This is a genomic window from Caballeronia sp. ATUFL_F1_KS39 (assembly GCF_023630985.1).
In the GTDB taxonomy this organism is placed as follows: Bacteria; Pseudomonadota; Gammaproteobacteria; order Burkholderiales; family Burkholderiaceae; genus Caballeronia; species Caballeronia zhejiangensis.
Genome location: NZ_JALQDZ010000012.1, coordinates 28,170 through 49,318, shown reverse-complemented (window position 1 = coordinate 49,318; position 21,149 = coordinate 28,170). Strand labels below are relative to the sequence as shown.

21 protein-coding genes are annotated in these 21,149 nt (G+C 64.3%); 18 read left to right on the top strand and 3 right to left on the bottom strand.

The window, feature by feature from the left end; all coding sequences use genetic code 11:
• The first annotated feature begins 18 nt into the window (after positions 1 to 18).
• The 9 genes from NCR93_RS07965 to NCR93_RS07925 all read left to right on the top strand — a co-directional run bounded on the left by NCR93_RS07965 (position 19) and on the right by NCR93_RS07925 (position 8,692).
• On the top strand, positions 19 to 2,250 hold the full coding sequence (locus tag NCR93_RS07965) for a DNA polymerase III subunit gamma/tau (RefSeq protein WP_175982266.1): 2,232 nt from the start codon (positions 19 to 21) through the stop codon (positions 2,248 to 2,250).
• Between the two features lie 105 nt (positions 2,251 to 2,355).
• Positions 2,356 to 2,682 (top strand): YbaB/EbfC family nucleoid-associated protein, encoded by a 327-nt coding sequence (locus tag NCR93_RS07960; RefSeq protein ID WP_008349334.1) that lies wholly within the window; start codon positions 2,356 to 2,358, stop codon positions 2,680 to 2,682.
• Positions 2,683 to 2,733: 51 nt separating this feature from the next.
• A complete protein-coding gene (gene recR / locus NCR93_RS07955; protein ID WP_034473726.1) occupies positions 2,734 to 3,330 on the top strand; it encodes a recombination mediator RecR in 597 nt (198 codons plus the stop codon).
• A gap of 14 nt (positions 3,331 to 3,344) precedes the next feature.
• A complete protein-coding gene (locus NCR93_RS07950) occupies positions 3,345 to 3,569 on the top strand; it encodes a DUF1653 domain-containing protein (RefSeq protein WP_034473750.1) in 225 nt (74 codons plus the stop codon).
• Between the two features lie 25 nt (positions 3,570 to 3,594).
• Positions 3,595 to 4,800: a CaiB/BaiF CoA transferase family protein gene (locus NCR93_RS07945; RefSeq protein ID WP_008349341.1), complete on the top strand. Its 1,206-nt coding sequence runs from the start codon at positions 3,595 to 3,597 to the stop codon at positions 4,798 to 4,800.
• 50 nt (positions 4,801 to 4,850) lie between these two features.
• Positions 4,851 to 5,888, top strand: coding sequence for an ABC transporter substrate-binding protein (locus NCR93_RS07940; RefSeq protein ID WP_175982265.1), 1,038 nt, complete (start codon positions 4,851 to 4,853; stop codon positions 5,886 to 5,888).
• 3 nt (positions 5,889 to 5,891) lie between these two features.
• A complete protein-coding gene (locus NCR93_RS07935) occupies positions 5,892 to 6,722 on the top strand; it encodes an ABC transporter ATP-binding protein (RefSeq protein WP_008349347.1) in 831 nt (276 codons plus the stop codon).
• A 12-nt stretch (positions 6,723 to 6,734) separates the two neighbouring features.
• Positions 6,735 to 7,559, top strand: a complete 825-nt coding sequence (locus NCR93_RS07930) for an ABC transporter permease (protein ID WP_034473729.1) — start codon at positions 6,735 to 6,737, stop codon at positions 7,557 to 7,559.
• Positions 7,560 to 7,708: 149 nt separating this feature from the next.
• Positions 7,709 to 8,692: a glycosyltransferase family 9 protein gene (locus tag NCR93_RS07925; protein ID WP_175982264.1), complete on the top strand. Its 984-nt coding sequence runs from the start codon at positions 7,709 to 7,711 to the stop codon at positions 8,690 to 8,692.
• A gap of 10 nt (positions 8,693 to 8,702) precedes the next feature.
• Here the strand turns inward: NCR93_RS07925 and NCR93_RS07920 are convergent, their stop codons facing one another.
• Positions 8,703 to 9,689, bottom strand: a complete 987-nt coding sequence (locus tag NCR93_RS07920) for a glycosyltransferase (RefSeq protein ID WP_175982263.1) — start codon at positions 9,687 to 9,689, stop codon at positions 8,703 to 8,705.
• Positions 9,690 to 9,737: 48 nt separating this feature from the next.
• Positions 9,738 to 10,712: an NADPH:quinone oxidoreductase family protein gene (locus NCR93_RS07915; protein WP_175982262.1), complete on the bottom strand. Its 975-nt coding sequence runs from the start codon at positions 10,710 to 10,712 to the stop codon at positions 9,738 to 9,740.
• Positions 10,713 to 10,792: 80 nt separating this feature from the next.
• Here NCR93_RS07915 and surE point away from each other — a divergent pair, with 80 nt between their 5' ends.
• Genes surE through rlmD form a run of 6 tightly spaced genes read left to right on the top strand, consistent with a single transcriptional unit; the run spans position 10,793 to position 17,007 of the window.
• Complete coding sequence (surE, locus tag NCR93_RS07910; RefSeq protein WP_175982261.1) at positions 10,793 to 11,551, top strand: 5'/3'-nucleotidase SurE; 759 nt, start codon at positions 10,793 to 10,795, stop codon at positions 11,549 to 11,551.
• A complete protein-coding gene (locus NCR93_RS07905) occupies positions 11,548 to 12,636 on the top strand; it encodes a protein-L-isoaspartate(D-aspartate) O-methyltransferase (protein WP_033536388.1) in 1,089 nt (362 codons plus the stop codon). The genes surE and NCR93_RS07905 overlap by 4 nt, the downstream gene beginning before the upstream one ends.
• 5 nt (positions 12,637 to 12,641) lie before the next feature.
• The gene (locus NCR93_RS07900; RefSeq protein ID WP_175982260.1) at positions 12,642 to 13,598 is read left to right on the top strand and encodes a peptidoglycan DD-metalloendopeptidase family protein; all 957 of its coding nucleotides are present in this window, start codon (positions 12,642 to 12,644) and stop codon (positions 13,596 to 13,598) included.
• Positions 13,599 to 13,610: 12 nt separating this feature from the next.
• Complete coding sequence (gene rpoS / locus NCR93_RS07895) at positions 13,611 to 14,708, top strand: RNA polymerase sigma factor RpoS (protein WP_008349362.1); 1,098 nt, start codon at positions 13,611 to 13,613, stop codon at positions 14,706 to 14,708.
• 47 nt (positions 14,709 to 14,755) lie between these two features.
• Positions 14,756 to 15,532, top strand: coding sequence for a 3'-5' exonuclease (locus NCR93_RS07890; RefSeq protein WP_008349363.1), 777 nt, complete (start codon positions 14,756 to 14,758; stop codon positions 15,530 to 15,532).
• A gap of 20 nt (positions 15,533 to 15,552) precedes the next feature.
• Positions 15,553 to 17,007, top strand: a complete 1,455-nt coding sequence (gene rlmD, locus NCR93_RS07885) for a 23S rRNA (uracil(1939)-C(5))-methyltransferase RlmD (RefSeq protein WP_372492608.1) — start codon at positions 15,553 to 15,555, stop codon at positions 17,005 to 17,007.
• Between the two features lie 76 nt (positions 17,008 to 17,083).
• Here rlmD and NCR93_RS07880 read toward each other — a convergent pair whose 3' ends face one another.
• The gene (locus tag NCR93_RS07880; protein WP_008349366.1) at positions 17,084 to 17,782 is read right to left on the bottom strand and encodes a Bax inhibitor-1/YccA family protein; all 699 of its coding nucleotides are present in this window, start codon (positions 17,780 to 17,782) and stop codon (positions 17,084 to 17,086) included.
• Positions 17,783 to 18,116: 334 nt separating this feature from the next.
• On the opposite strand from NCR93_RS07880, the gene ndk reads away from it, so the two are divergent.
• The 3 genes from ndk (at position 18,117) to NCR93_RS07865 (ending at position 21,144) form a co-directional block, all read left to right on the top strand.
• A complete protein-coding gene (gene ndk, locus NCR93_RS07875) occupies positions 18,117 to 18,542 on the top strand; it encodes a nucleoside-diphosphate kinase (protein ID WP_008349368.1) in 426 nt (141 codons plus the stop codon).
• A gap of 147 nt (positions 18,543 to 18,689) precedes the next feature.
• On the top strand, positions 18,690 to 19,832 hold the full coding sequence (gene rlmN / locus NCR93_RS07870) for a dual-specificity RNA methyltransferase RlmN (RefSeq protein ID WP_175982258.1): 1,143 nt from the start codon (positions 18,690 to 18,692) through the stop codon (positions 19,830 to 19,832).
• Positions 19,833 to 20,016: 184 nt separating this feature from the next.
• On the top strand, positions 20,017 to 21,144 hold the full coding sequence (locus NCR93_RS07865) for a helix-turn-helix domain-containing protein (protein WP_175982257.1): 1,128 nt from the start codon (positions 20,017 to 20,019) through the stop codon (positions 21,142 to 21,144).
• Positions 21,145 to 21,149 lie beyond the last annotated feature (5 nt).

The window sequence follows — 21,149 nt, the reverse complement described above, 5'->3', positions numbered from 1 at the left end:
GCTGATACAATTTCGCGCATGACCTATCAAGTTCTCGCACGCAAATGGCGACCGAAATCATTCGAGTCGCTCGTCGGCCAGGAGCACGTCGTCCGTGCGCTCACGCACGCGCTCGACGGCGGCCGCCTGCATCACGCGTATCTTTTCACGGGCACGCGCGGCGTCGGCAAGACGACGCTCTCGCGCATCTTCGCGAAGGCGCTCAATTGTGAAACCGGCGTGACCTCGAAGCCGTGCGGCGTGTGCCGTGCGTGCCGGGAAATCGATGAAGGCCGCTTCGTCGATTACGTCGAGATGGATGCGGCGAGCAATCGCGGCGTCGACGAAATGGCGGCGCTGCTGGAGCGCGCCGTGTACGCGCCCGTCGATGCCCGCTTCAAGGTCTACATGATCGACGAAGTGCACATGCTCACGAACCACGCCTTCAACGCAATGCTGAAGACGCTGGAAGAGCCGCCGCCGCACGTGAAGTTCATTCTCGCGACGACCGATCCGCAGAAGATTCCGGTCACCGTGCTCTCGCGTTGCCTCCAGTTCAATCTGAAGCAGATGCCGGCGGGGCACATCGTCTCGCATCTGGAGAACATTCTTCAGCAGGAGAACATCCCGTTCGAGCCGCAGGCACTGCGTCTCTTGTCGCGCGCGGCGGACGGCTCCATGCGCGACGCGCTTTCGCTGACCGATCAGGCCATCGCGTATTCGGCGAACGAAGTCACCGAGGATGCCGTGCGCGGCATGCTCGGCGCGCTCGATCAAAGCTACCTGATCCGTCTCATCGACGCGCTCGCCGGCGGCGACGGCCCCGGCGTGCTCGCGATCGCCGACGAAATGGCGCTGCGCAGTTTGTCGTTCTCGACGGCGCTGCAGGATCTGGCGAGTCTTCTGCATCGGATCGGATGGGCGCAGTTCGCACCGACGTCGGTGCTGGACGAATGGCCTGAAGCCGCGGACATCCGCCGCTTCGCCGAGATGCTGTCGGCCGAGCAGGTTCAGCTTTTCTATCAGATCGCCACGGTCGGGCGCAGCGAGCTCGGTCTCGCGCCGGACGAGTACGCCGGCTTCACGATGACGCTCCTGCGCATGCTCGCGTTCGAGCCGGCGGGCGGATCGGGCGGCGGCGTCGCCGTGGGTGCGCCTTCGGGCGCGAAGCCCGCGCGCAGCGCCGCGCTCGTGGGTGCGATGGCCGAGCGCGCCGTCGCGCCTGCGCCTGCGTCGGCGTCGGTTGCGAAAGCGCCGGCGCCCGCCGTCGAGACGGTGGTCGTGAAGGCGGTCGAAGAACCCGTCGTCGAAAAGAGCGAGCCCGTGCCGGTGAAAGCCGCGCCGATGCCGAGCGCCGCGCGACAGGCCGTCGATGAAGCCGCGCCTGCCGCGCCGAGCACGTCCGACGAAGCCGCGACATCGCGCGCGGCAAGCGGCGCGAGCGCGGCGCTTGAAGTCTTGCGCAGCGCGGGCATGCGCCTGTCGTCCGATCGGGGCGCGCGTGGCGCGTCTGCGCAGACGGCGGCTCCCGCTGCGCCCAAGCCCGTCGCGAAACCGGCCGAGCAAGTTCCGGTGCCGACGCCGCGCCGCGCCCCGGCTGCCGCATCCGCCGCGCCCGAGCCGAAGCCCGAGCCGAAGCCCGCGGCCGGCAACGCGAGCAAGTCGAACGTCGTGCCGCCGTGGGAAGAGATGCCGCCCGACGACTACGCGCCGGCCGGATCCGAAGACGCTTACTTCATGCCGCCCGACGACGGCTTCGTGCCAGCCTTCGACAGCGGCCCGGACGACATGCGCTTCAACGCCGAGCCCGCCGCGAAACCGGCGCCCGTCATCGACACGGCGCCGTTGCCGCCCGCCGTGCCGCTCGATGCGCTCGGCGTGTCGATCGAATGGGCGGCGCTCGCCGTCGATCTTCCGCTGAAGGGCGTTGCGTATCAGCTCGCGTTCAACAGCGAGCTCACCGCCTGCGATGCGAATTCCGTGACGCTTGCGGTTCCGGTCCAGATGTACACCGACGCCACGCATGTCGGCAAGCTCAAGGCCGCGCTCGCCGAAAAGCTCGGCCGCGCGATCGAAGTCAGCGTGAACGTCGCGCCCGCGCGGCGCACCGCTGCCGCGCTCGACGCCGCCGAACGCGCCCGCCGTCAGCAGGAAGCCGAGCAGGAGATCAAGCAGGATCCGTTCGTGCAATCGCTGATCCGCGATTTCGGCGCGAGCATCGTGCAGGGTTCGATCAAGCCGATTGCCGCATCGGGCGCGAATCCATCGTGAACTGAAGCGCGCGGCGCGGTTTTCGACTTCGCGCCGCCGCACCGAATATCGGGCGCGCGCATCGCGCGTGCTTTTGCCACACGTTTTCCAGTAAGGAGCCGAACCATGATGAAGAACCAACTCGCCGGGCTGATGAAACAGGCTCAGCAGATGCAGGAAAACATGAAGAAGATGCAGGATCAGCTCGCGCAGATCGAGGTCGAGGGCCAGTCCGGCGCCGGTCTCGTGAAGGTGACGATGACCTGCAAGAACGACGTTCGCCGCGTGCAGATCGACCCGAGCCTGCTCGCCGACGACAAGGACATGCTGGAAGACCTCGTCGCCGCCGCGTTCAACGACGCCGTGCGCAAGGCGGAAGCCACCACGCAAGAGAAGATGAGCGGCATGACCGCCGGCATGCCGATGCCGCCGGGTTTCAAGCTGCCGTTCTGATCGCGCGCGCCGGAGCGGATTCGGCGCGCTTCGATGTCAAATGAAGGACACATGAAACAACCTTCCGCCCTGTCGGCGCTCGTCGAAGCGCTGCGCGCGCTGCCCGGCGTCGGACCGAAGTCGGCGCAGCGCATGGCGTATCACCTGATGCAGCACGATCGCAAAGGCGCCGAAAAGCTCGGCAATTCGCTGCTGTTCGCCACCGAGAATCTGAAGCACTGCGAGAAGTGCAACACGTTCACGGAAAGCGATATCTGCGAAGTCTGCAGCGACGAAGAGCGCGATCCGGCTTTGCTGTGCGTCGTCGAGACGCCTGCCGACCAGATCATGCTCGAACAGACGCTCACGTATCGCGGGCTCTATTTCGTACTGATGGGACGGCTCAGCCCGCTCGACGGCATCGGTCCGAAGGAGATTCACTTCGAGCGGCTCATCAATCGCGCGCTCGACGGCGTTGTGCGGGAAGTGGTGCTGGCTACCAACTTCACCAACGAAGGCGAAGCGACCGCGCACTATCTCGCGCAAACGCTCAAGAGCAAAGGGCTCAAGGTGACGCGGCTCGCGCGCGGCGTGCCGGTCGGCGGCGAGCTCGAATATGTCGATGCCGGCACGATCGCGCGCGCGATGCTCGATCGCCGTTCCGTATGAAAGGACTCCAATCGATGACAGAAACCGAAGCGCTCGCGCTCGCGACGCATCGTCACTACAAGGGCGGGCTGTATCGCGTGATCGGCGTCGCGCGGCACTCGGAAACCGAGGAAGCGATGATCGTCTACGAGCATCTTTGGCCGCATGAACGCGGCTTGTGGGTGCGCCCCGCGGCGATGTTCAACGAGACGCTCGCCGACGGCACGCCGCGCTTCAAGCCGCTCGATATTCCGCTCTGAGAAAACACACAAAGGAGACACGACCATGAGCGCAACGACGGGACCACTCGCGGGCGTGAAGGTACTGGAACTGGGCACGCTCATCGCCGGCCCGTTCGCCGCGCGCTTCATGGGCGAGTTCGGCGCCGACGTCATCAAGATCGAGGATCCGAACGGCGGCGACCCGCTGCGCAAGTGGCGCAAGCTCTATCCGGAAGTGGGCGGCACGTCGCTCTGGTGGGCCGTGCAGGCGCGCAACAAAAAATCCGTGACGATCAATCTCAAGGCCGACGAGGGCAAGGAGATCGTGCGGCGGCTCGCGAAGGAAGCCGATATCGTCGTCGAGAATTTCCGGCCCGGCTTGCTGGAGAAACTCGGGCTCGGTTACGAGGTGCTGTCCGCCGACAATCCCGGTCTCGTGATGGTGCGCCTTTCCGGTTACGGTCAGACCGGTCCGTATCGCGATCGTCCGGGCTTCGGCGCAATCGCGGAATCGATGGGCGGTTTGCGTCATATCACCGGTTATCCGGATTTGCCGCCGCCGCGCATCGGCATTTCGATCGGCGATTCGATCGCCGCGCTGCACGGCGTGATCGGCGCGCTGATGGCGCTGCATCATCGCCAAGTGAACGGCGGCAAAGGCCAGGTCGTCGACGTCGCGCTCTATGAAGCCGTCTTCAACATGATGGAAAGCGTCGTGCCGGAATACGGCGTGTACGGCATGGTGCGCGAGCGCACGGGCGCGTCGCTGCCGGGCATCGTGCCGTCGAACACGTATCCGTGCCGCGATGGCAGCATCGTGATCGGCGGCAACAGCGATCCGATCTTCAAGCGCCTGATGAACGCGATCGATCGCGCGGATCTCGCGGACGATCCCGCGCTCGCGTCGAACGACGGACGCGTGCCGCGCACGCAGGAAATCGACGACGCTATCGCCGCTTGGCTCTCGACGCGCAGCATCGACGAGGCGCTCGCTGTGTTGAACGCCGCCGACGTGCCGGCCGGGCGCATCTACAGCGTCGCCGACATGTTCACCGATCCGCAATACCTCGCGCGTCAGATGCTGCAGCGTTTCCCGTGGCAGGACGGCCGCGAGATCACGCTGCCGAACGTGACGCCGAAGCTCTCCGAAACGCCGGGGGAAACGCGCTGGCTCGGGCCGCAACTCGGTGAACACACGGATGAAGTACTTCAAACGCTCGGGTATGATGCCGACGATATTGCGCGGCTTCGCGCGGCCAAGGTGATCTGAGCCTCGAGCCGAACAGCGCCGACAACGATAAAACCAGGAGACAGACAACGATGAAACGCAGAACGTTCATCGCGAGCGGCGCCGCGCTCGCGGGCGGGGCAATCTCGGGCATGCCGCTCGCATTCGCACAGAACAAGCTGGAGCAGAGCAAGGTATCGGTCGCGGTCGGCGGCAAGAATCTCTTCTACTATCTGCCGCTCACGATCGCCGAGCGTCGCAACTACTTCAAGGACGAAGGGCTCGACGTCGAAATCGCCGATTTCGCGGGCGGCGCGAAGGCGCTTCAGGCGGCGGTCGGCGGCAGCGCGGATGTCGTATCCGGCGCGTTCGAGCACACGTTGCTGCTGCAGGCGAAGAATCAGTACTTCCGCGAATTCGTGCTGCAAGGGCGCGCGCCGCAGATCGTGCTCGCCGTGTCCAAGAAGGCGATGCCGAACTACAAGTCCGTCGCCGATTTGAAGGGCAAGAAAATCGGCGTGACGGCGCCGGGCTCGTCGACGGCGATCATGGCGAGCTTCGTGCTCGCGCAAGCGGGGCTGAAGGCGACCGACGTGTCGTTCATCGGCGTCGGCGCGGGCGCGAGCGCGATCGCCGCGCTGCAATCCGGCCAGATCGACGCCATCGCCAACCTCGATCCGGTGATGACCAAGCTCGATCGCGCGGGCGATATCCGCATCGTGTCGGACACGCGCACGCTCGCGGACACCGTGAAGGTGTTCGGCGGCAACATGCCGGCGGGTTGCCTGTACGCGTCGCAGAGCTTCATCACGAAGAATCCGAACACGACGCAGGCGCTCACCAACGCGATGGTACGCGCGCTGAAGTGGCTGCAGACGGCCTCGGGCAAGGATCTCATCTCGACGGTGCCGGAAAGCTATCTGCTCGGCGATCGCGCGCTGTATCTCGATTCGTGGCAGCACGTGAAGGAAGCGCTGTCGCCGGACGGCCTGATGCCCGCCGACGGTCCCGCGACCTCGCTCAAGACGCTGCAAGCCTTCGACGAAACCGTGAAGGGCAAGCCGATCGACCTGTCGAAGACCTGGACCAACGATTTCGTCAAGAAGGCGCTCGCAAGCGTCAAGGTCTGACCGATGTCGTCGCCATCGAACCATGCGCTCGCGCTCGAGGACGTCACCTGCACGTTCGCGTCGCGCGAGAGTCGCCGTGATCGCTACACGGCGGTCCGCGATACGAGCCTCGCGATCGCGCCAGGAGAATTCGTGTCCGTCGTCGGGCCGACCGGCTGCGGAAAATCGACATTGCTCAACGTGTCGGCGGGATTGCTGGAGCCTTCGTCGGGCACCGTGAGCGTGTTCGGCGAAAAGCTGAAGGGCATCAACCGGCGCGCGGGCTACATGTTCCAGGCCGATGCGCTGATGCCGTGGCGCTCCGCGCTCGACAACGTCACGGCCGGCCTCGCGTTTCAGGGCGTGCCGAAGGCCGAAGCCGACAAGCGCGGCGAGGAATGGCTGAAGCGCGTGGGCCTCGGCGGTTTCGGCGACCGTTATCCGCATCAGTTGTCGGGCGGCATGCGTAAGCGCGTCGCGATGGCGCAGACGCTCATCCTCGATCCCGACATCATCCTCATGGACGAGCCGTTCTCCGCGCTCGACATCCAGACGCGCCAGCTCATGGAAAACGAGTTGCTCGATCTGTGGGCCGCGAAACGCAAGGCCGTGCTTTTCATCACGCACGATCTGGACGAGGCGATCTCGATGTCCGATCGCGTCGTCGTGCTGGCGGCGGGGCCGGGCACGCATCCGATCGGCGAATTCGCGATCGATCTGCCGCGCCCGCGCGATGTCGCCGAGATCCGCTCGCATCCGCGCTTCGTCGAACTGCACGCTCAGATCTGGGGCGTGCTGCGCGAAGAAGTGCTGAAGGGTTATCAGCAGCAGCTGAAGCCCGCCGCCGCCGAATAAGACGATACGACCATGTGGAACAAGCTGCGCCCGAATCGGGCGAATCTCATCGTGTGGCAGTGGCTGTTGCTGCTCGCGTGCTTCGTGCTGTGGTACATGCTGACGAGCCCGACGCTCTTGCCGCCTTTCTATTTCGACGACGCGAACAAGGCCGCCTTTTTCTTCGGCGAGCCGCAGAAGGTGCTCATACGCATCTGGGAATGGTTCACGAGCGGCGAGATTTACATCCATCTGTGGGTGACGCTGATCGAAACGGTGCTGGCGTTCGTCATCGGCACGGTGACGGGACTCGGCGTCGGTCTCTGGCTCGCGCTCGCGCCGATGACGAGCGCGCTCCTCGATCCCTACATCAAGGCCGCCAATTCGATGCCGCGCGTGATCCTGGCGCCGATCTTCGCGGTGTGGTTCGGTCTCGGCATCTGGTCGAAGGTCGCGCTTGGCGTGACGCTCGTGTTCTTCATCGTGTTCTTCAACGTGTATCAGGGCGTGAAGGAAGTGAGCCCGGTCGTGCTCGCGAATGCGCGCATGCTCGGCGCGAATCGCAAGCAGTTGCTGCGGTATGTCTATCTGCCGAGCGCGACCAGCTGGGTGTTTTCGAGCCTGCACACGTCGGTGGGGCTCGCGTTCGTCGGCTCGGTGGTCGGCGAATATCTCGGCTCGGCGCGCGGTGTCGGTTATCTGATCCTGCAGGCCGAAGGCACCTTCGACATCAACACGGTGTTCGCGGGGATTCTCGTGCTGACCGCGTTCGCGCTGGTGCTCGACGGTCTCGTCGCGCTGGTCGAGCGCCGGCTCATGAAATGGCAGCCGAAGAGCGGAGAAACCGAGAAGCTTTGACGCCCCGGTTGTGCGCGTGCCAACACGCCGTCAACGAAGCCGACCGTTTTCGGAATGCCCGTCATGGCACGACACGGTCGACATCGCTATCATGCTGTCCTGGACAGGCCGTTGCACGACGTCCGTCGTGCGATCCCGCGGGACCAACAATGAAACTGCGAACTGACGGTTCGATTGCGGTGGTATTGCCATCGCCGATCGGCGACAGCCTCATCGGGCTCGTTCTCGTCGACAATCTCATCCGCAACGGATATCGCCCCGTCGTGTTCGGCTGGGTCGTGGAGCAACTCGCCGACTGGTTTCCCCATGTGACGGTAGGGCGTCGCGACGCCTGGCAGGGCGCGTTCGACACCGTGATCGAGCTTCGCCCGACCGACTACGCATCGACGCTGAGCCGCTCGGGCCAGACCATCTGTCTCGCCACGCTGCCGGAATACGGCGGCTCGAAGCACATGGTCGACCGCATCGTCGATATCGCGAAGAACGTGCTCGGTCTCGCCGACGTGACGCGCGCGAACGGTCTCGTCGTGCCGTCCGGCGTCATGCGCGGGCGCTTCGCGAATCGCGTCGTCATTCATCCGACCGGCAGTCATCCTGAAAAGATGTGGGGCCGCGAGAAGTTTCTTGCGCTCTCGCGTGCGCTGACGCGGCGGAGATTGCGCCCGAGCTTTCTCGTCGCGCCTGCGGAGTTCGGCGTCTGGGGCGATATCGCTGAAGAAGGGTGCGAGGTCAATGCGCTGCCGCAACTGGGCGAAGTCGCGGCATGGATCGCCGAATCGTCGTGGTTCATCGGCAACGATTCGGGGCTCGGGCATCTCGCGTCCTGCATCGGCGTGCCGACGCTCTCTCTCTTTATGCGCCAGGGCCTTGCGCGCTCGTGGCGTCCGGGCTGGGGCCCGGGCGCGGTCGTGGTGCCGCCGTCCTTTCTGCCTTTCGGCGGGCTTCGCGAACGCTTGTGGCAACGCCTGCTCACCGTGCGTCGCGTGACATCCGCGTTCAGGACGTTGCACGGCAACCATGCGCGCGCGGCGCAACACTACGCGATGGCCGATTTCGCCGACGCCAAAGCGGCTCAGCCGACCCAAACAACGCGCATCGGCATGCTGCCGCGCGCGCAATCGCGACGCCTATAAGCGGACGCCTTCACGCCGCGAAGCGCGAATAGACGCGCCAGCAGCGAAGCGCGCGCCACACTTCGCTCGCATTGGTCGCGCCCTTCAGCATCGCGCGAACATACCCCGACTGCAGAAACTGCCGCGCGAAAGGCTTGCGCAGTTCGTCGTCGGTCAGGCGCTTTCTGAGCACATGCAGGAGATGACCGCTTTCGCGGTTGGCTTGGCGTAGCAGAATCCGGCTGAGACTTCGGTCGGTTTGCGGATCGAGCGCGGCGGTCACGAGCGCGTCGATCACGCGCAGATAACCCGCCGCGCGGCGCGCGACAGCGGCCGGCGAGGGCGAGTTCGTGATCGATTCCGGATTGCGTCGATAGCCGTACAACGGTTCGCGCACGAAACCGACGCGCTGTGCGTGAAGCCCGAGCTGCAACGCCCAGATGATGTCCTCGTGCACCACGCCTTCCTCGAAACGCAGGCCGTGTCTCACGACGAGATCGCGCCGCACGCATTGCAGCCACACGCAGACGACCCAGTCGTCGTTCGGCACGGTCCGTTTGAGCCACGCCGTGCCGTCGCAGATGTCGCCCCACGGCTGGCCTTCGTACATCGGTCGAGGATCGGCGGGCGGCGGCAAGTCTTCGAAGCTGAATCCGTTGCCGATCACGACATCGAGCCGATGCTGGCGGCCGTGTTCGATCCACGTGCGCAACGCGCCGGGCTTCATCCAGTCGTCGCCGTCCGCGAACGCGATCCACTCGCCGCGCGCGAGCGTCAGCCCGACATTGCGCGACGCCGATACGCCGCGATTTTCCTGCGCTACCACACGGATGCGCGCATCGGCCGCCGCCATCGTTTCGAGCATGGCGAGACTGTCGTCTGTCGCGCCGTCACAGATCGCGATGACTTCGAGATCGACGCCTTGCTGATCGAGCACCGAGCGCAGCAGCGCTTCGAGCCAGGCTTCGCAGTTGTAGACCGGCACGATGACGCTGACATCGGGGCATAGACTCGCCATGGCTCTTCGCGGAGTGCGTGAAAGCGCGCAATGGTAGCAGTGCGCGCGTTATGGCTCGATCACGATCTTGCCCGTCACGCGCCGGTTCATCATGTCGTCCAGCGCTTGCGGCGTTTCGTCGAGCGAGTAGCGTTTCGTGACGACAGGGCGCAGCTTGCCCGCTTTGATCCACTCGACCATCGTCGCGAATTCCCGATCGGCGAGCGCGTGTTCGCGCTGCATGTGACCGCCCCAGAACACGCCGACGATGCTCGCGCCTTTCAGCAGCGCCAGATTGAACGGCAGCTTCGGAATCTCGCCGTTCGCGAAGCCGACGACGAGATACCGTCCGCGCCAGCCGATGCTGCGAAACGCGGGTTCGGCATACGTTCCGCCGACCGGATCGAAGATCACATCCGGCCCGTTGCCGTCCGTCAGCGCCTTGATACGTTCGCGCAAGTCTTCGTGCGCGTAATCGATGACCTCGTCCGCGCCATGTTCGCGACAGAACGCGAGCTTCTCCGCGCTCGATGCCGCCGCGATCACGCGCGCACCGACGATCTTGCCGATCTGGATCGCCGCGATGCCGACGCCGCCGGCCGCGCCCAGCACGAGCAGCGTGTCGCCGGCCTTGAGCTCGCCGCGATCGACGAGCGCGTGATACGACGTGCCATAGGCGAGCGAGAACGCGGCGGCGTCGGCGAGATCGACGTCATCGGGCAAGACGATGCAATCGGCGGCTTTCGCGCGCGCCTGTTCGGCGAACGCGCCTTGCGCGGTGTAGGCGGCCACGCGCATGCCGGGCGCGAGATGCGTGACGCCCGCGCCGGCTTCGCGCACGATGCCCGCGAACTCCGCGCCGGGCGTGAACGGCAGCGGCGGCTTGAACTGGTATTTGTTCTGGATGATGAGCACGTCGGGAAAATTCACGCTCGCCGCTTTCACGTCAATGACGACTTCGCCTGCTTCCGGATGCAGGTCGGGCAGCGTTTCGATCGAAAGCGTGTGGGGCAATCCGTGTTCGTTGCATCGTACGGCGCGCATGTTTTCTCCTGGTTGAACTGGGCTCAGTGTATGGCAGTTCGAGTCGTCGTCGCGCCACTTTCCTCGGTTACAATCGTCGGATGCGAATCCTACTCAGCAACGACGACGGTTATCTGGCGCGCGGCATCAATGTGCTGCACGATGTCCTGCAGCCGCTCGGCGAAGTGACGGTGATTGCGCCGGAGCAGAACTGCAGCGGCTCGTCCAACTCGCTTACGCTGTCGCGGCCCTTGAGCGTTCATCAGGCGCCGAACGGTTTCAACTTCGTGAACGGTACGCCGACCGATTCCGTGCACATCGCGCTCACGGGCATGCTCGACGAGCAGCCTGATCTCGTCGTGTCGGGCATCAACAACGGGCAGAACGTCGGCGAGGACACGCTGTACTCGGGCACCGTGGCGGCCGCCACCGAAGGCTTCATGTTCGGCATTCCGGCGATCGCATTCTCGCTCGTCGGCCGCGACTGGCTTCATCTCGACGACGCCGCGCGCGTGGCGGCCGAGATCGTCGCTCATTTCCTCGAACATCCGATGCCGGGTCATCCGTTGCTGAACGTGAACATTCCGAGCCTGCCTTACGATCAGTTGCGCGAATGGAAAGTGACGCGCCTCGGCAAGCGTCATCCTTCGCAGCCGGTGATCCGCCAGACCGATCCGCGCGGCAACCCCATCTACTGGATCGGCCCGTCAGGCGATGCGCTCGACGCGAGCGAAGGCACCGATTTCCACGCGGTCGCGAACGGCTTCGTGTCGATCACGCCGCTGCAACTCGATCTCACTCATACGAAGCTCATGGCGGAGACGCGCGAATGGGCGCGCGCCGGGAGCGCTCGCACATGAGCGACGAGCGCGCCAAGCGCTTTCCGCTGGCGCTCGCGGATCTTGTTCGCGAGCCGCGCAAACCCGCGGCCCGTCCGCAGGATTCGCGCGGCAAGCCAGCCGCCGCTTCCGCGCTGAAGCCGACGCCGACGCCGACGCAGCCGGCAAGGCCTGGACAATCGCGCGCGGCGAACGCGACGATGAAAAATCCCGCGACGGCAGCGGCGTCCGCGAAGCCGGCCACGTCCGTTTTTCCCGTGCGTTCGGGCGCGAAGACCGCAATTGGCGGGGCGAAACCGGTTCCGTCGGCGAGCAAGAGCGCGGCGCAGACGCATCATTCGGCTCATCCGGCGCGCGCGAATTCACTGCGTCCGGCGCCGCGGCCCGGCGAGCGCGACCTGAACGCCGCCGCGATCGCGACGAAAAAAGGCGCGCCCAATGTTGCGCTGGCAAGCACGCAGACACTCACATCGGAACGGGTGCGCGAGCGCATGGTCGAACGCCTGCGCTCGAACGGCGTGACCGATCCGCGCGTGCTCAATGCGATGTCGGTCGTGCCGCGCCACATGTTCGTCGATCCGGGGCTCGCGGCGCAGGCTTACGAAGACGCCGCGCTGCCGATCGGCCATCACCAGACCATCTCGAAGCCGTCGGTCGTCGCGCGCATGATCGAACTGGTCGCGACCGGGCGCGCGTTGAACAAGGTGCTGGAGATCGGCACCGGTTGCGGTTATCAGGCGGCCGTGCTGTCGCAAGTCGCCACTGAAGTTTATTCGATCGAACGCGTGCGTCCGTTGTCGGAGCGCGCGAAGCTCAATCTTCGGCCGTTGCGCGTGCCGAATATCCGGCTGCATTACGGCGATGGCCGCCTCGGCTTGCCCGCGGCCGCGCCGTTCGACGCGATCGTCATCGCGTGCGCCGGCCTGGACGTGCCGCAGGCCTTGCTCGATCAACTGGCGGTCGGCGGCAAGCTCGTCGCGCCGGTCGGATCGCAGGCCGCGCAGTCGCAGGTGCTGACGCTCGTCACGCGCGTGTCGGCAAGCCAATGGCGGGAAGAGCAGCTCGATCGCGTTTTCTTTGTACCCTTAAAATCCGGAGTGATTTGACACCGATGAGTATCCTGCGTGCTTTGCGAGAAGGAAGTGCGGACCAAGCCTTAAGCGCGGCGCAGCGCGGCGTGTGCGTGCTGGCGTTGTCCGCGCTGGCGGCGTGTTCGACGCGCATGGACATGGCGCCGGTCGTCGACAGAACGGGCGCGCCCATCGGCACGACGGCAGCGCAGACGCCGGACAACGGCCCACCGCCGCCGGGCTATTACCGTGTGAAGCCGGGCGACACCCTATATCGGATCGCACTGGAAAACGGTCAGAATTATCACGACATCGCAGCGTGGAACAACCTGACCAACCCGAACCAGATCGAAGTCGGCCAGCTGATGCGCGTGGCGCCTCCGGGCGCGAATGTCGCGGCGGCGACGCCCGGTGTGGCGACCGCGCCGATCGTGGGCGGCGGCGTGCAGACGCAGCCGTTGAATGGCGCGAACGCGTACGCGAGCCCGCAGCCGGGTGCGACCGCGCAGCCGCCGTATTACGGCGCCAACTCGGGTATGGGCGCTGCGCCGGGAACGGCCGGCGCGGCGGCGGGCATGGCATCGGCGCCTGGCGTGCCGGGCGCGGATGCGAACGCGGCGGCGCCAGCGGCCCAGCCGGCGTTCATCTGGCCGGCGCGCGGTCCGATTCTCGGCACATTCAACGAAGCGAGCAACAAAGGTTTGAACATTGGCGGTGCGGCGGGAGATCCGGTCAACGCGTCGGCGGATGGCCGAGTGGTTTACTCCGGAAATGGGCTGCGCGGCTACGGCAATCTCATTATCATCAAACACGACGCAACTTTTCTGACAGCGTACGCACATAACCGTGCTTTGATGGTAAAAGAGGGAGACGCGGTAACTAAAGGGCAGAAGATCGCTGAGATGGGGAGCAGCGATTCGGACCGCGTGATGTTGCATTTCGAAGTTCGCCGGCAGGGAAAACCTGTTGACCCACTGAAGTATTTGCCGCCGCAATAAAGCGAAACCATCATGCCAAAAACGAAGCGCCGCCTGCCGCAAGCCGAGACTGAGACGATCAGCCGACCTTTGCAAGTGTCGGTGGAAGACGGTGCTTCGACTCAAGACGAGGACATCGACAATGTCGATGTCGACGTCGATTCGGACGAAGAAGGCAACAGCCGCGGAAAAAGCAGCGACGAAGCAGCGGAAGGCGCAAACGATTCCGCGCCCGACGCCGACGATTTCCGCTCGCTTTTGCAGGCCGAGCTCACCGCCGACACGATCCAGCATTACCTGAACCGCATCAGCGTGAAGCCGCTCCTGACCGTCGAGGAAGAGCAGCGCTATTCGCGACTCGCGAAAGCCGGCGAATTCGACGCGCGCCAGGTGATGATCGAGCGCAATCTGCGGCTCGTCGTCAGTATCGCGAAGGGATATCTCAATCGCGGCGTGCCGTTGCTCGACCTGATCGAGGAAGGCAATCTCGGCCTCATGCACGCAATCGAGAAATTCGATCCGACGCGCGGTTTCCGGTTTTCGACCTATGCCACTTGGTGGATCCGCCAGAGCATCGAGCGCGCGATCATGAACCAGGCGCGCACGGTGCGTCTGCCGGTTCACGTCATCCGCGAGTTGAACCAGGTGCTGCGCGCGAAGCGCCATCTGGAAAAAAATTCCGCCAATTCGAATGACAGCGTCGCGCCCGAACGCCGCGACGCGAGCATCGACGATATTGCGTATCTCACCGGCAAGACGCCCGAGGAAGTCACCGATATCCTCGCGCTCAACGAACACACGGCTTCGCTCGACGCGCCGCTCGACCTCGATCCGGGCAGCAGCCTGCTCGATCTCCTTTCCGACGATCAGAGCCAGTCGCCGGACGCGGAAGTGCAGCATCGCGAACTCGAATCGCTCACGCGACTGTGGCTCTCGCGTCTGTCCGACAAACACCGGCACGTGATCGAACGGCGTTTCGGGCTGAACCACATCGAGCCCGCGACGCTCGAAGAACTCGCCGACGAAATGGGCCTCACGCGCGAGCGTGTGCGCCAGATCCAGCAAGAGGCGCTCGTGCGTCTCAAGCGCTTTTTCGCATCCAACGGCGTTCGCAAGGACGCCGTGCTTTAACGCTTCGGCGACGCCCTTCGGCTTGGGGCGTCGCGCTCCAGGATTCAATGACACCGATTCTCGTTTTCGACATCGAGACAATCCCCGATGTCGACGGCATTCGCCGTCTCGAAGATTTGCCCGACGATCTCTCCGACCGCGAGGTCGCCGAACATGCGTTCGAAGCGCGCCGCGAGCGCGTCGGCAATGATTTCTTGCCGCATCATCTGCAGCGTGTCGCGGCGATTTCGTGCGTGTTTCGCGACAACAACGGCTTTCGCGTGCGCTCGCTCGGCACGACGGCCGACGGCGAGGCCGCGCTCATCCAGTCGTTCTATCGCGTGATCGAGAAATACACGCCTCAGCTCGTGTCGTGGAACGGCGGCGGCTTCGATCTGCCCGTGCTCCACTACCGCGCGCTCGTGCACGGCATCGCCGCGCCGCGCTACTGGGATCTCGGTCAGGACGACCGCGAGTTCAAGTTCAACAACTACATCAGCCGCTATCACATGCGGCACATCGACCTGATGGACGTGCTCGCGATGTATCAGGCGCGCGCCAATGCGCCGCTCGATGCGCTCGCGAAGCTGTGCGGCTTTCCCGGCAAGCTCGGCATGGACGGCGGCAAGGTCTGGGAAGCGTATTGCGACGGCCATATCGACGAAATCCGCAACTATTGCGAGACCGATGTCGTCAACACGTATCTGATGTACTGTCGTTTTCAGATGATGCGCGGCGGCTTCACGCCCGATGAGTACGCGGACGAAATCAACTTCGTCAAGAATGCGCTCGCGCAGGAGACTTCGCCGCACTGGGCGGAGTATCTGGCGGCGTTCGTCGAATGAGAGCGTGACGTTCGTCTACAATCTCGCCTTTGCCCCACGATAAGTCAGGAAGTACGCAGGTGTCCGAAGCCGCTCGAAAAACCCAGCATCGCCGCCGCGCCGCGCCGGCGAAATCCGTCACGCCCGATCCGAACTTCGTCGCGCCCGAAATCGAAATCGAGTCGCTCGACATGGAAGCGCGCGGCGTCGGTCGCACGGTCAACGAAAACGGAGAGCCGGGCAAGGTCATCTTCGTCGAAGGCGCGTTGCCGGGCGAACGTGTCAGCTATTCGAGCTACCGCAAAAAGCCGAGCTTCGAGCAGGCGCAAGTGGTGAGCGTGCTGCGCGAGAGCGTGATTCGCGCGAAGCCGAAGTGCCAGTTTTTCGGCATTTGCGGCGGCTGCTCGATGCAGCATCTAGATGTTCGCGCGCAAATCGCCGTGAAGCAGCGCGTGCTCGAAGACAACCTGCAACATCTGTCCAAACTGCGCGCCGAAACCATGTTCCGGCCGATTCACGGGCCGTCGTGGGGATATCGCTATCGCGCGCGCCTGACCGTGCGGCACGTCGAAAAGAAGGGCGGCGTGCTGGTCGGCTTTCACGAGCGCAAGAGCAGTTACGTCGCCGACATGACGAGCTGCGAAGTGCTGCCGCCGCATGTTTCCGCGATGCTCGTGCCGCTGCGCCATCTGGTGGCGGGCCTGTCGATTCGCGATCGCATGCCGCAGATCGAGCTCGCGGTCGGATCGGACGTCACGGCGCTCGTGCTGCGCATTCTGGAGCCGCTGACCGAAGCCGACGAAGGGCTGCTGCGCACTTTCGCCGATGAGCACGGCGTCCAATGGTGGCTCCAGCCCAAAGGACCGGACACGGTTTATCAGTTCTATCCGCTCGATAGCGAGCTCGCTTACACGCTGCCGGAATTCGATATCCGCATGCCGTTCAAGCCGACCGACTTCACGCAGGTGAATCACCAGATCAATCGCGTGCTGGTGAGCCGGGCGCTCAGCCTGCTTGCTCCGGAGAAGTCCGATCGCGTGCTCGACCTTTTCTGCGGCATCGGCAATTTCACGCTGCCGCTCGCGCGGGTGTCGCGTGAGGTTGTCGGGATCGAAGGCAGCGAAGCGCTGACGACCCGGGCGTTGGAGAACGCGAAGGCGAATGGCGTCGATGGCCACACGTCGTTCGCGTGCCGAAATCTCTTCGAAGTGACCGCCGACGACCTGCGCGCGCTTGGCCGCTTCGACAAGTTTCTCATCGATCCGCCGCGCGAAGGCGCGCTCGCCGTGTCGAAGGCGCTCGCGGACATCGCCCAGAGCGGCGATGGACCGTTGCCCGAGCGCATCGTCTATGTGTCGTGCAATCCGGCGACGCTCGCGCGCGACGCCGGCCTGCTCGTGCACGAAGCGGGTTATCGGATGAAGGGCGCGGGCGTCGTGAACATGTTCCCGCACACGTCGCACGTCGAATCGATTGCGTTGTTCGAGCGCGACTGATCCGGCTGCGGCGCTTCGCAGGCACAAAAAAACCGGCCCGAAGGCCGGTTTTTCGTTTCTGCCGCGTTTGGCGCGCTTAGTTGCGGTTGCCGCCGAAGATGCCGAGCAGCGCCAGCAGGTTCGTGAACACGTTATACAGGTCGAGATAGATCGCGAGCGTCGCGCTGATGTAGTTCGTCTCGCCGCCGTTCACCACGCGCTGCACGTCGAACAGCATGTACGCCGAGAAGATCACGATGGCGAGCACGGAGATCGTCATCATGAGCGCGGGCAACTGCAGGAAGATGTTCGCGAACGCCGCCAGCAGAATGACGATCACGCCCATGAACAGGAACTTGCCGAGGCCCGAGAAATCGCGCTTGCTGACGGTCGCGATGGTCGCCATGGCCGCGAAGATCACGCCCGTGCCACCGAAGGCCATCATGATCAGTTGCGGTCCGTTCGAGAACCCGAGAATGAAGCTCAGGAGACGCGAGAGCATCAGGCCCATGAAGAACGTGAAGCCGAGCAGGACGACCACGCCCATGCCGCTGTTCTTGGTTTTCTCGATGGCGAACATGAAGCCGAACGCGATCGCGAGGAACGCGATGAAGCTCATTGCCGGGCTGGTAGCCGCGAACAGCGAGAAGCCCGTCGCGACGCCGACCCATGCGCCGAGCACCGTCGGCACCATCGAGAGCGCGAGCAGCCAGTAGGTGTTGCGCAGCACGCGGTTGCGCACCTCGACCGAGGTGACGCTGCCATTACGGCCAAAGCTGTAGGGTGATTCGTTCATGGTTTCTCCTTGCTCCAATTGTCTGTCGTTCGGTCTTCCCGCGACTTCGTCATATACGAATGATAAGGTGCGCGGACTTAAGCCAATATTAGAACCGCTTGGTGCCCGCGCCGCGCTGCGTGCTTCCGGTTGCAATGCAGCGTTTTGTTTCAATATGGCCCCGGCGCGCGCCGAATTCAATAGCCCGAAGGTCAGTTCGGCCGTCCGGACAGCCAAGTCCTCGCAGGGTTTGATCCTTACGATGCCGTAAGGTTTCAATCGCAATGATACATTGCTTCGTGCTACAATTGTCGATTCGTTTTAATCCGTAAACCGTTCATTTTTTGGAGTTTTTATGGCGATCGAGCGCACCCTGTCGATTATCAAGCCGGACGCAGTGGCAAAGAACGTTATCGGCCAGATCTACAGCCGTTTCGAGAACGCAGGTCTGAAGATCATTGCGTCGCGCATGGTTCATCTGTCGCGCGCCGACGCCGAGAAGTTCTACGCCGTGCACGCCGCACGTCCGTTCTTCAAGGATCTGGTCGAATTCATGATCTCGGGTCCGGTGATGATTCAAGTCTTGGAAGGCGAGAACGCCATCCTGAAGAATCGCGACCTGATGGGCGCGACCGACCCGAAGAAGGCGGACAAGGGCACGATCCGCGCCGACTTCGCCGACAGCATCGACGCGAACGCGGTTCACGGTTCGGACGCGCCGGAAACGGCAGCGCAAGAAGTTGCGTTCTTCTTCCCGCAAGTGAACGTCTACTCGCGTTAATTTTCGCGTTGAAAGCCGCGATGGCTGTTCGGTCATCGCGGGCATCGCGCCTCGACGCAATAAAAGCGGTACGAAAAGAAGCAGAAATTGGCGCGAACGGTCCCGGGAAGATACCGGGCTTCGCAATCTGAAATGGCAGAACTTGACATGACGAGCAGCACCACCGTCAATCTCCTCGATCTCGACGCCGCCGGGCTCACCGCGTACTGCGCGAGCCTGGGCGAAAAGTCGTTTCGCGCCAAGCAATTGCAGCGCTGGATCCACCAATATGGTGCCGAAGACTTCGACGGCATGACGGATCTCGCGAAATCGCTGCGCGAAAAACTCAAGGGCCGCGCCAACATGGCGATGCCCGACATCATCAGCGACCACGTTTCCGCCGACGGCACCCGCAAATGGCTGGTCGACGTCGGCAACGGCAACGCGGTCGAAACCGTGTTCATCCCCGAAGAGACGCGCGGCACGCTGTGCGTGTCGTCGCAGGCGGGTTGCGCGGTGAACTGCCGGTTCTGTTCCACCGGCAAGCAGGGTTTTTCCCGAAACCTGACGACGGGCGAGATCATCGGCCAGTTGCGCATGGCGGAGTTCGCGCTGCGCAAGTCGCTCGGGCGCGAAGTCGGCGGGCCGGGCAAGGGCGAGCGCGTCGTCACGAACGTCGTGATGATGGGCATGGGCGAGCCGATGCTCAATTACGACGCCGTCGTGCCGGCCATGCGCCTGATGCTCGACGACAACGCCTATGGCTTGTCGCGCCGTCGCGTGACCTTGTCGACCTCCGGCGTCGTGCCGATGATGGACCGCCTCGCGGCCGACCTGCCGGTGGCGCTCGCGGTATCGCTGCACGCGCCGAACGATCCGCTGCGCGACATGCTGGTCCCGCTGAACAAGAAGTACCCGCTGCGCGAATTGATGGCCGCGTGTCAGCGTTATCTGAAGGTCGCGCCGCGCGACTTCATCACGTTCGAATATTGCATGCTCGACGGCGTCAACGACACCGAAGCGCACGCGCGCGAATTGCTTGCCGTGACGCGCGACGTGCCGTGCAAGTTCAATCTGATCCCGTTCAATCCGTTTCCGGAGTCGGGGTTGACGCGCTCGAAGAACGAGCAGATCAAGCGGTTCGCGCAGGTGTTGATCGATGCGGGCGTCGTAACGACCGTGCGCAAGACGCGCGGCGACGATATCGACGCTGCGTGCGGTCAACTCGCGGGCGCGGTGCAGGACCGCACGCGTCTTGCCGAACGCATGGGCCGTGCAGGCAGCAAGACGATCGAGGTGCGGGCGGTCTGACCGGGCGTCCGCATCGAAAAAAGCCGCAGCGGAGGGCGCAGTAAGCGTCTGGATGCGGCGCTAAAAGCCGAACATTTTGTTATAAAGCGGTCTGCAATGGCGCTGCGGTTGTATCGTGCACGGGGTTTTTGGAACCGAACGACGCAACAGCGCTATATAGAAGAATCGATGCGAGGAATTTGGCATGAGTGAGCCGCAGCACCCGACGCCTTTCGGCAGTCATTCCGGCAACAACCGGTCCGGCAGTCAGTACGACGGCCCGGGCGACGCGGAAAGGGCGGCATCGAATGCGAGCCAGGCGGGGAATCTGGACTCGATACAGGCGGTCGGCGCGCGTCTCGCGCAACTTCGCCAGGCGAAAGCATGGTCGATCGACGACGTTTCCGCGCGTCTCAAGGTGTCGCCGCCGAAACTGCTCGCGCTCGAAGCGGGCGATATCAGCCAGTTGCCCGATCGCACGTTCGCGGCGGGCATCGTGCGCAGTTACGCGAAGATTCTCGGCGCCGATCCGGCGCCGTTCACGCAGGCGTTCCGGCGCAGCAGCGATGACATCGCGCAGAATCTGAAGGTGCCGGCGTCGGCGGGCGCGGGTCTGCCGCGCGGACGCGTGTCGGTGCCGCTCGGCAATTCGTCGGGCCGCAAGCGCTCGTGGATGTGGGGCGTGCTCGCCATCATCGTCGTGCTGGCCGTGCTCGTGATGTGGCACACCGGCGGCGATTCGAACAACTGGCTCGCGCGCCTCAAGGCGACGACGGGCATCGGTCTGTCGTCGACGTCCGCGCCTGCTTCGGCATCGAACGAAGCGTCGGGCACGACATCCGCGCCGACGCCCGACGAGGCCGCGGCCGCCAACACCGGCGAAGCGTCGCTGCCCGAAGTGGCGGCCGGCCCCGGCGAGCAGCCGATGCCGCGTCCGCTCGGCACGAATGCGCTGCCGGCTTCGTCGTCGACGCTGTCCGCGGTGCAGGGCGCGAGCGCGCCGGCTGCGGCGGCGCCCGCATCGGCCGCGAAGCCTGCTTCGGCTGTTGCGATGGCGGCGTCGGCTCCGGCCGTCGCGGGCAGCGGTTCGAGCGCGATCGAATTGAAAGTGAAGGAAGATAGCTGGTTCAGCGTGCGCGGCAAGGACGGCAAGGAACTGTATTCCGGACTCGTGCGCGCGGGCAACACCCAGCGCGTGGAAGGCGAGGCGCCGTTCAAGGTGACCGTCGGCAACGTGAAGGGCGTCGAGTCGCTGTCGGTCGATGACGAGCCCGTCGACGCCAAACGCTATTCGTCCGCACGCGGAAACGTCGCGCGTCTCTCGCTGCCTTGAGCTTG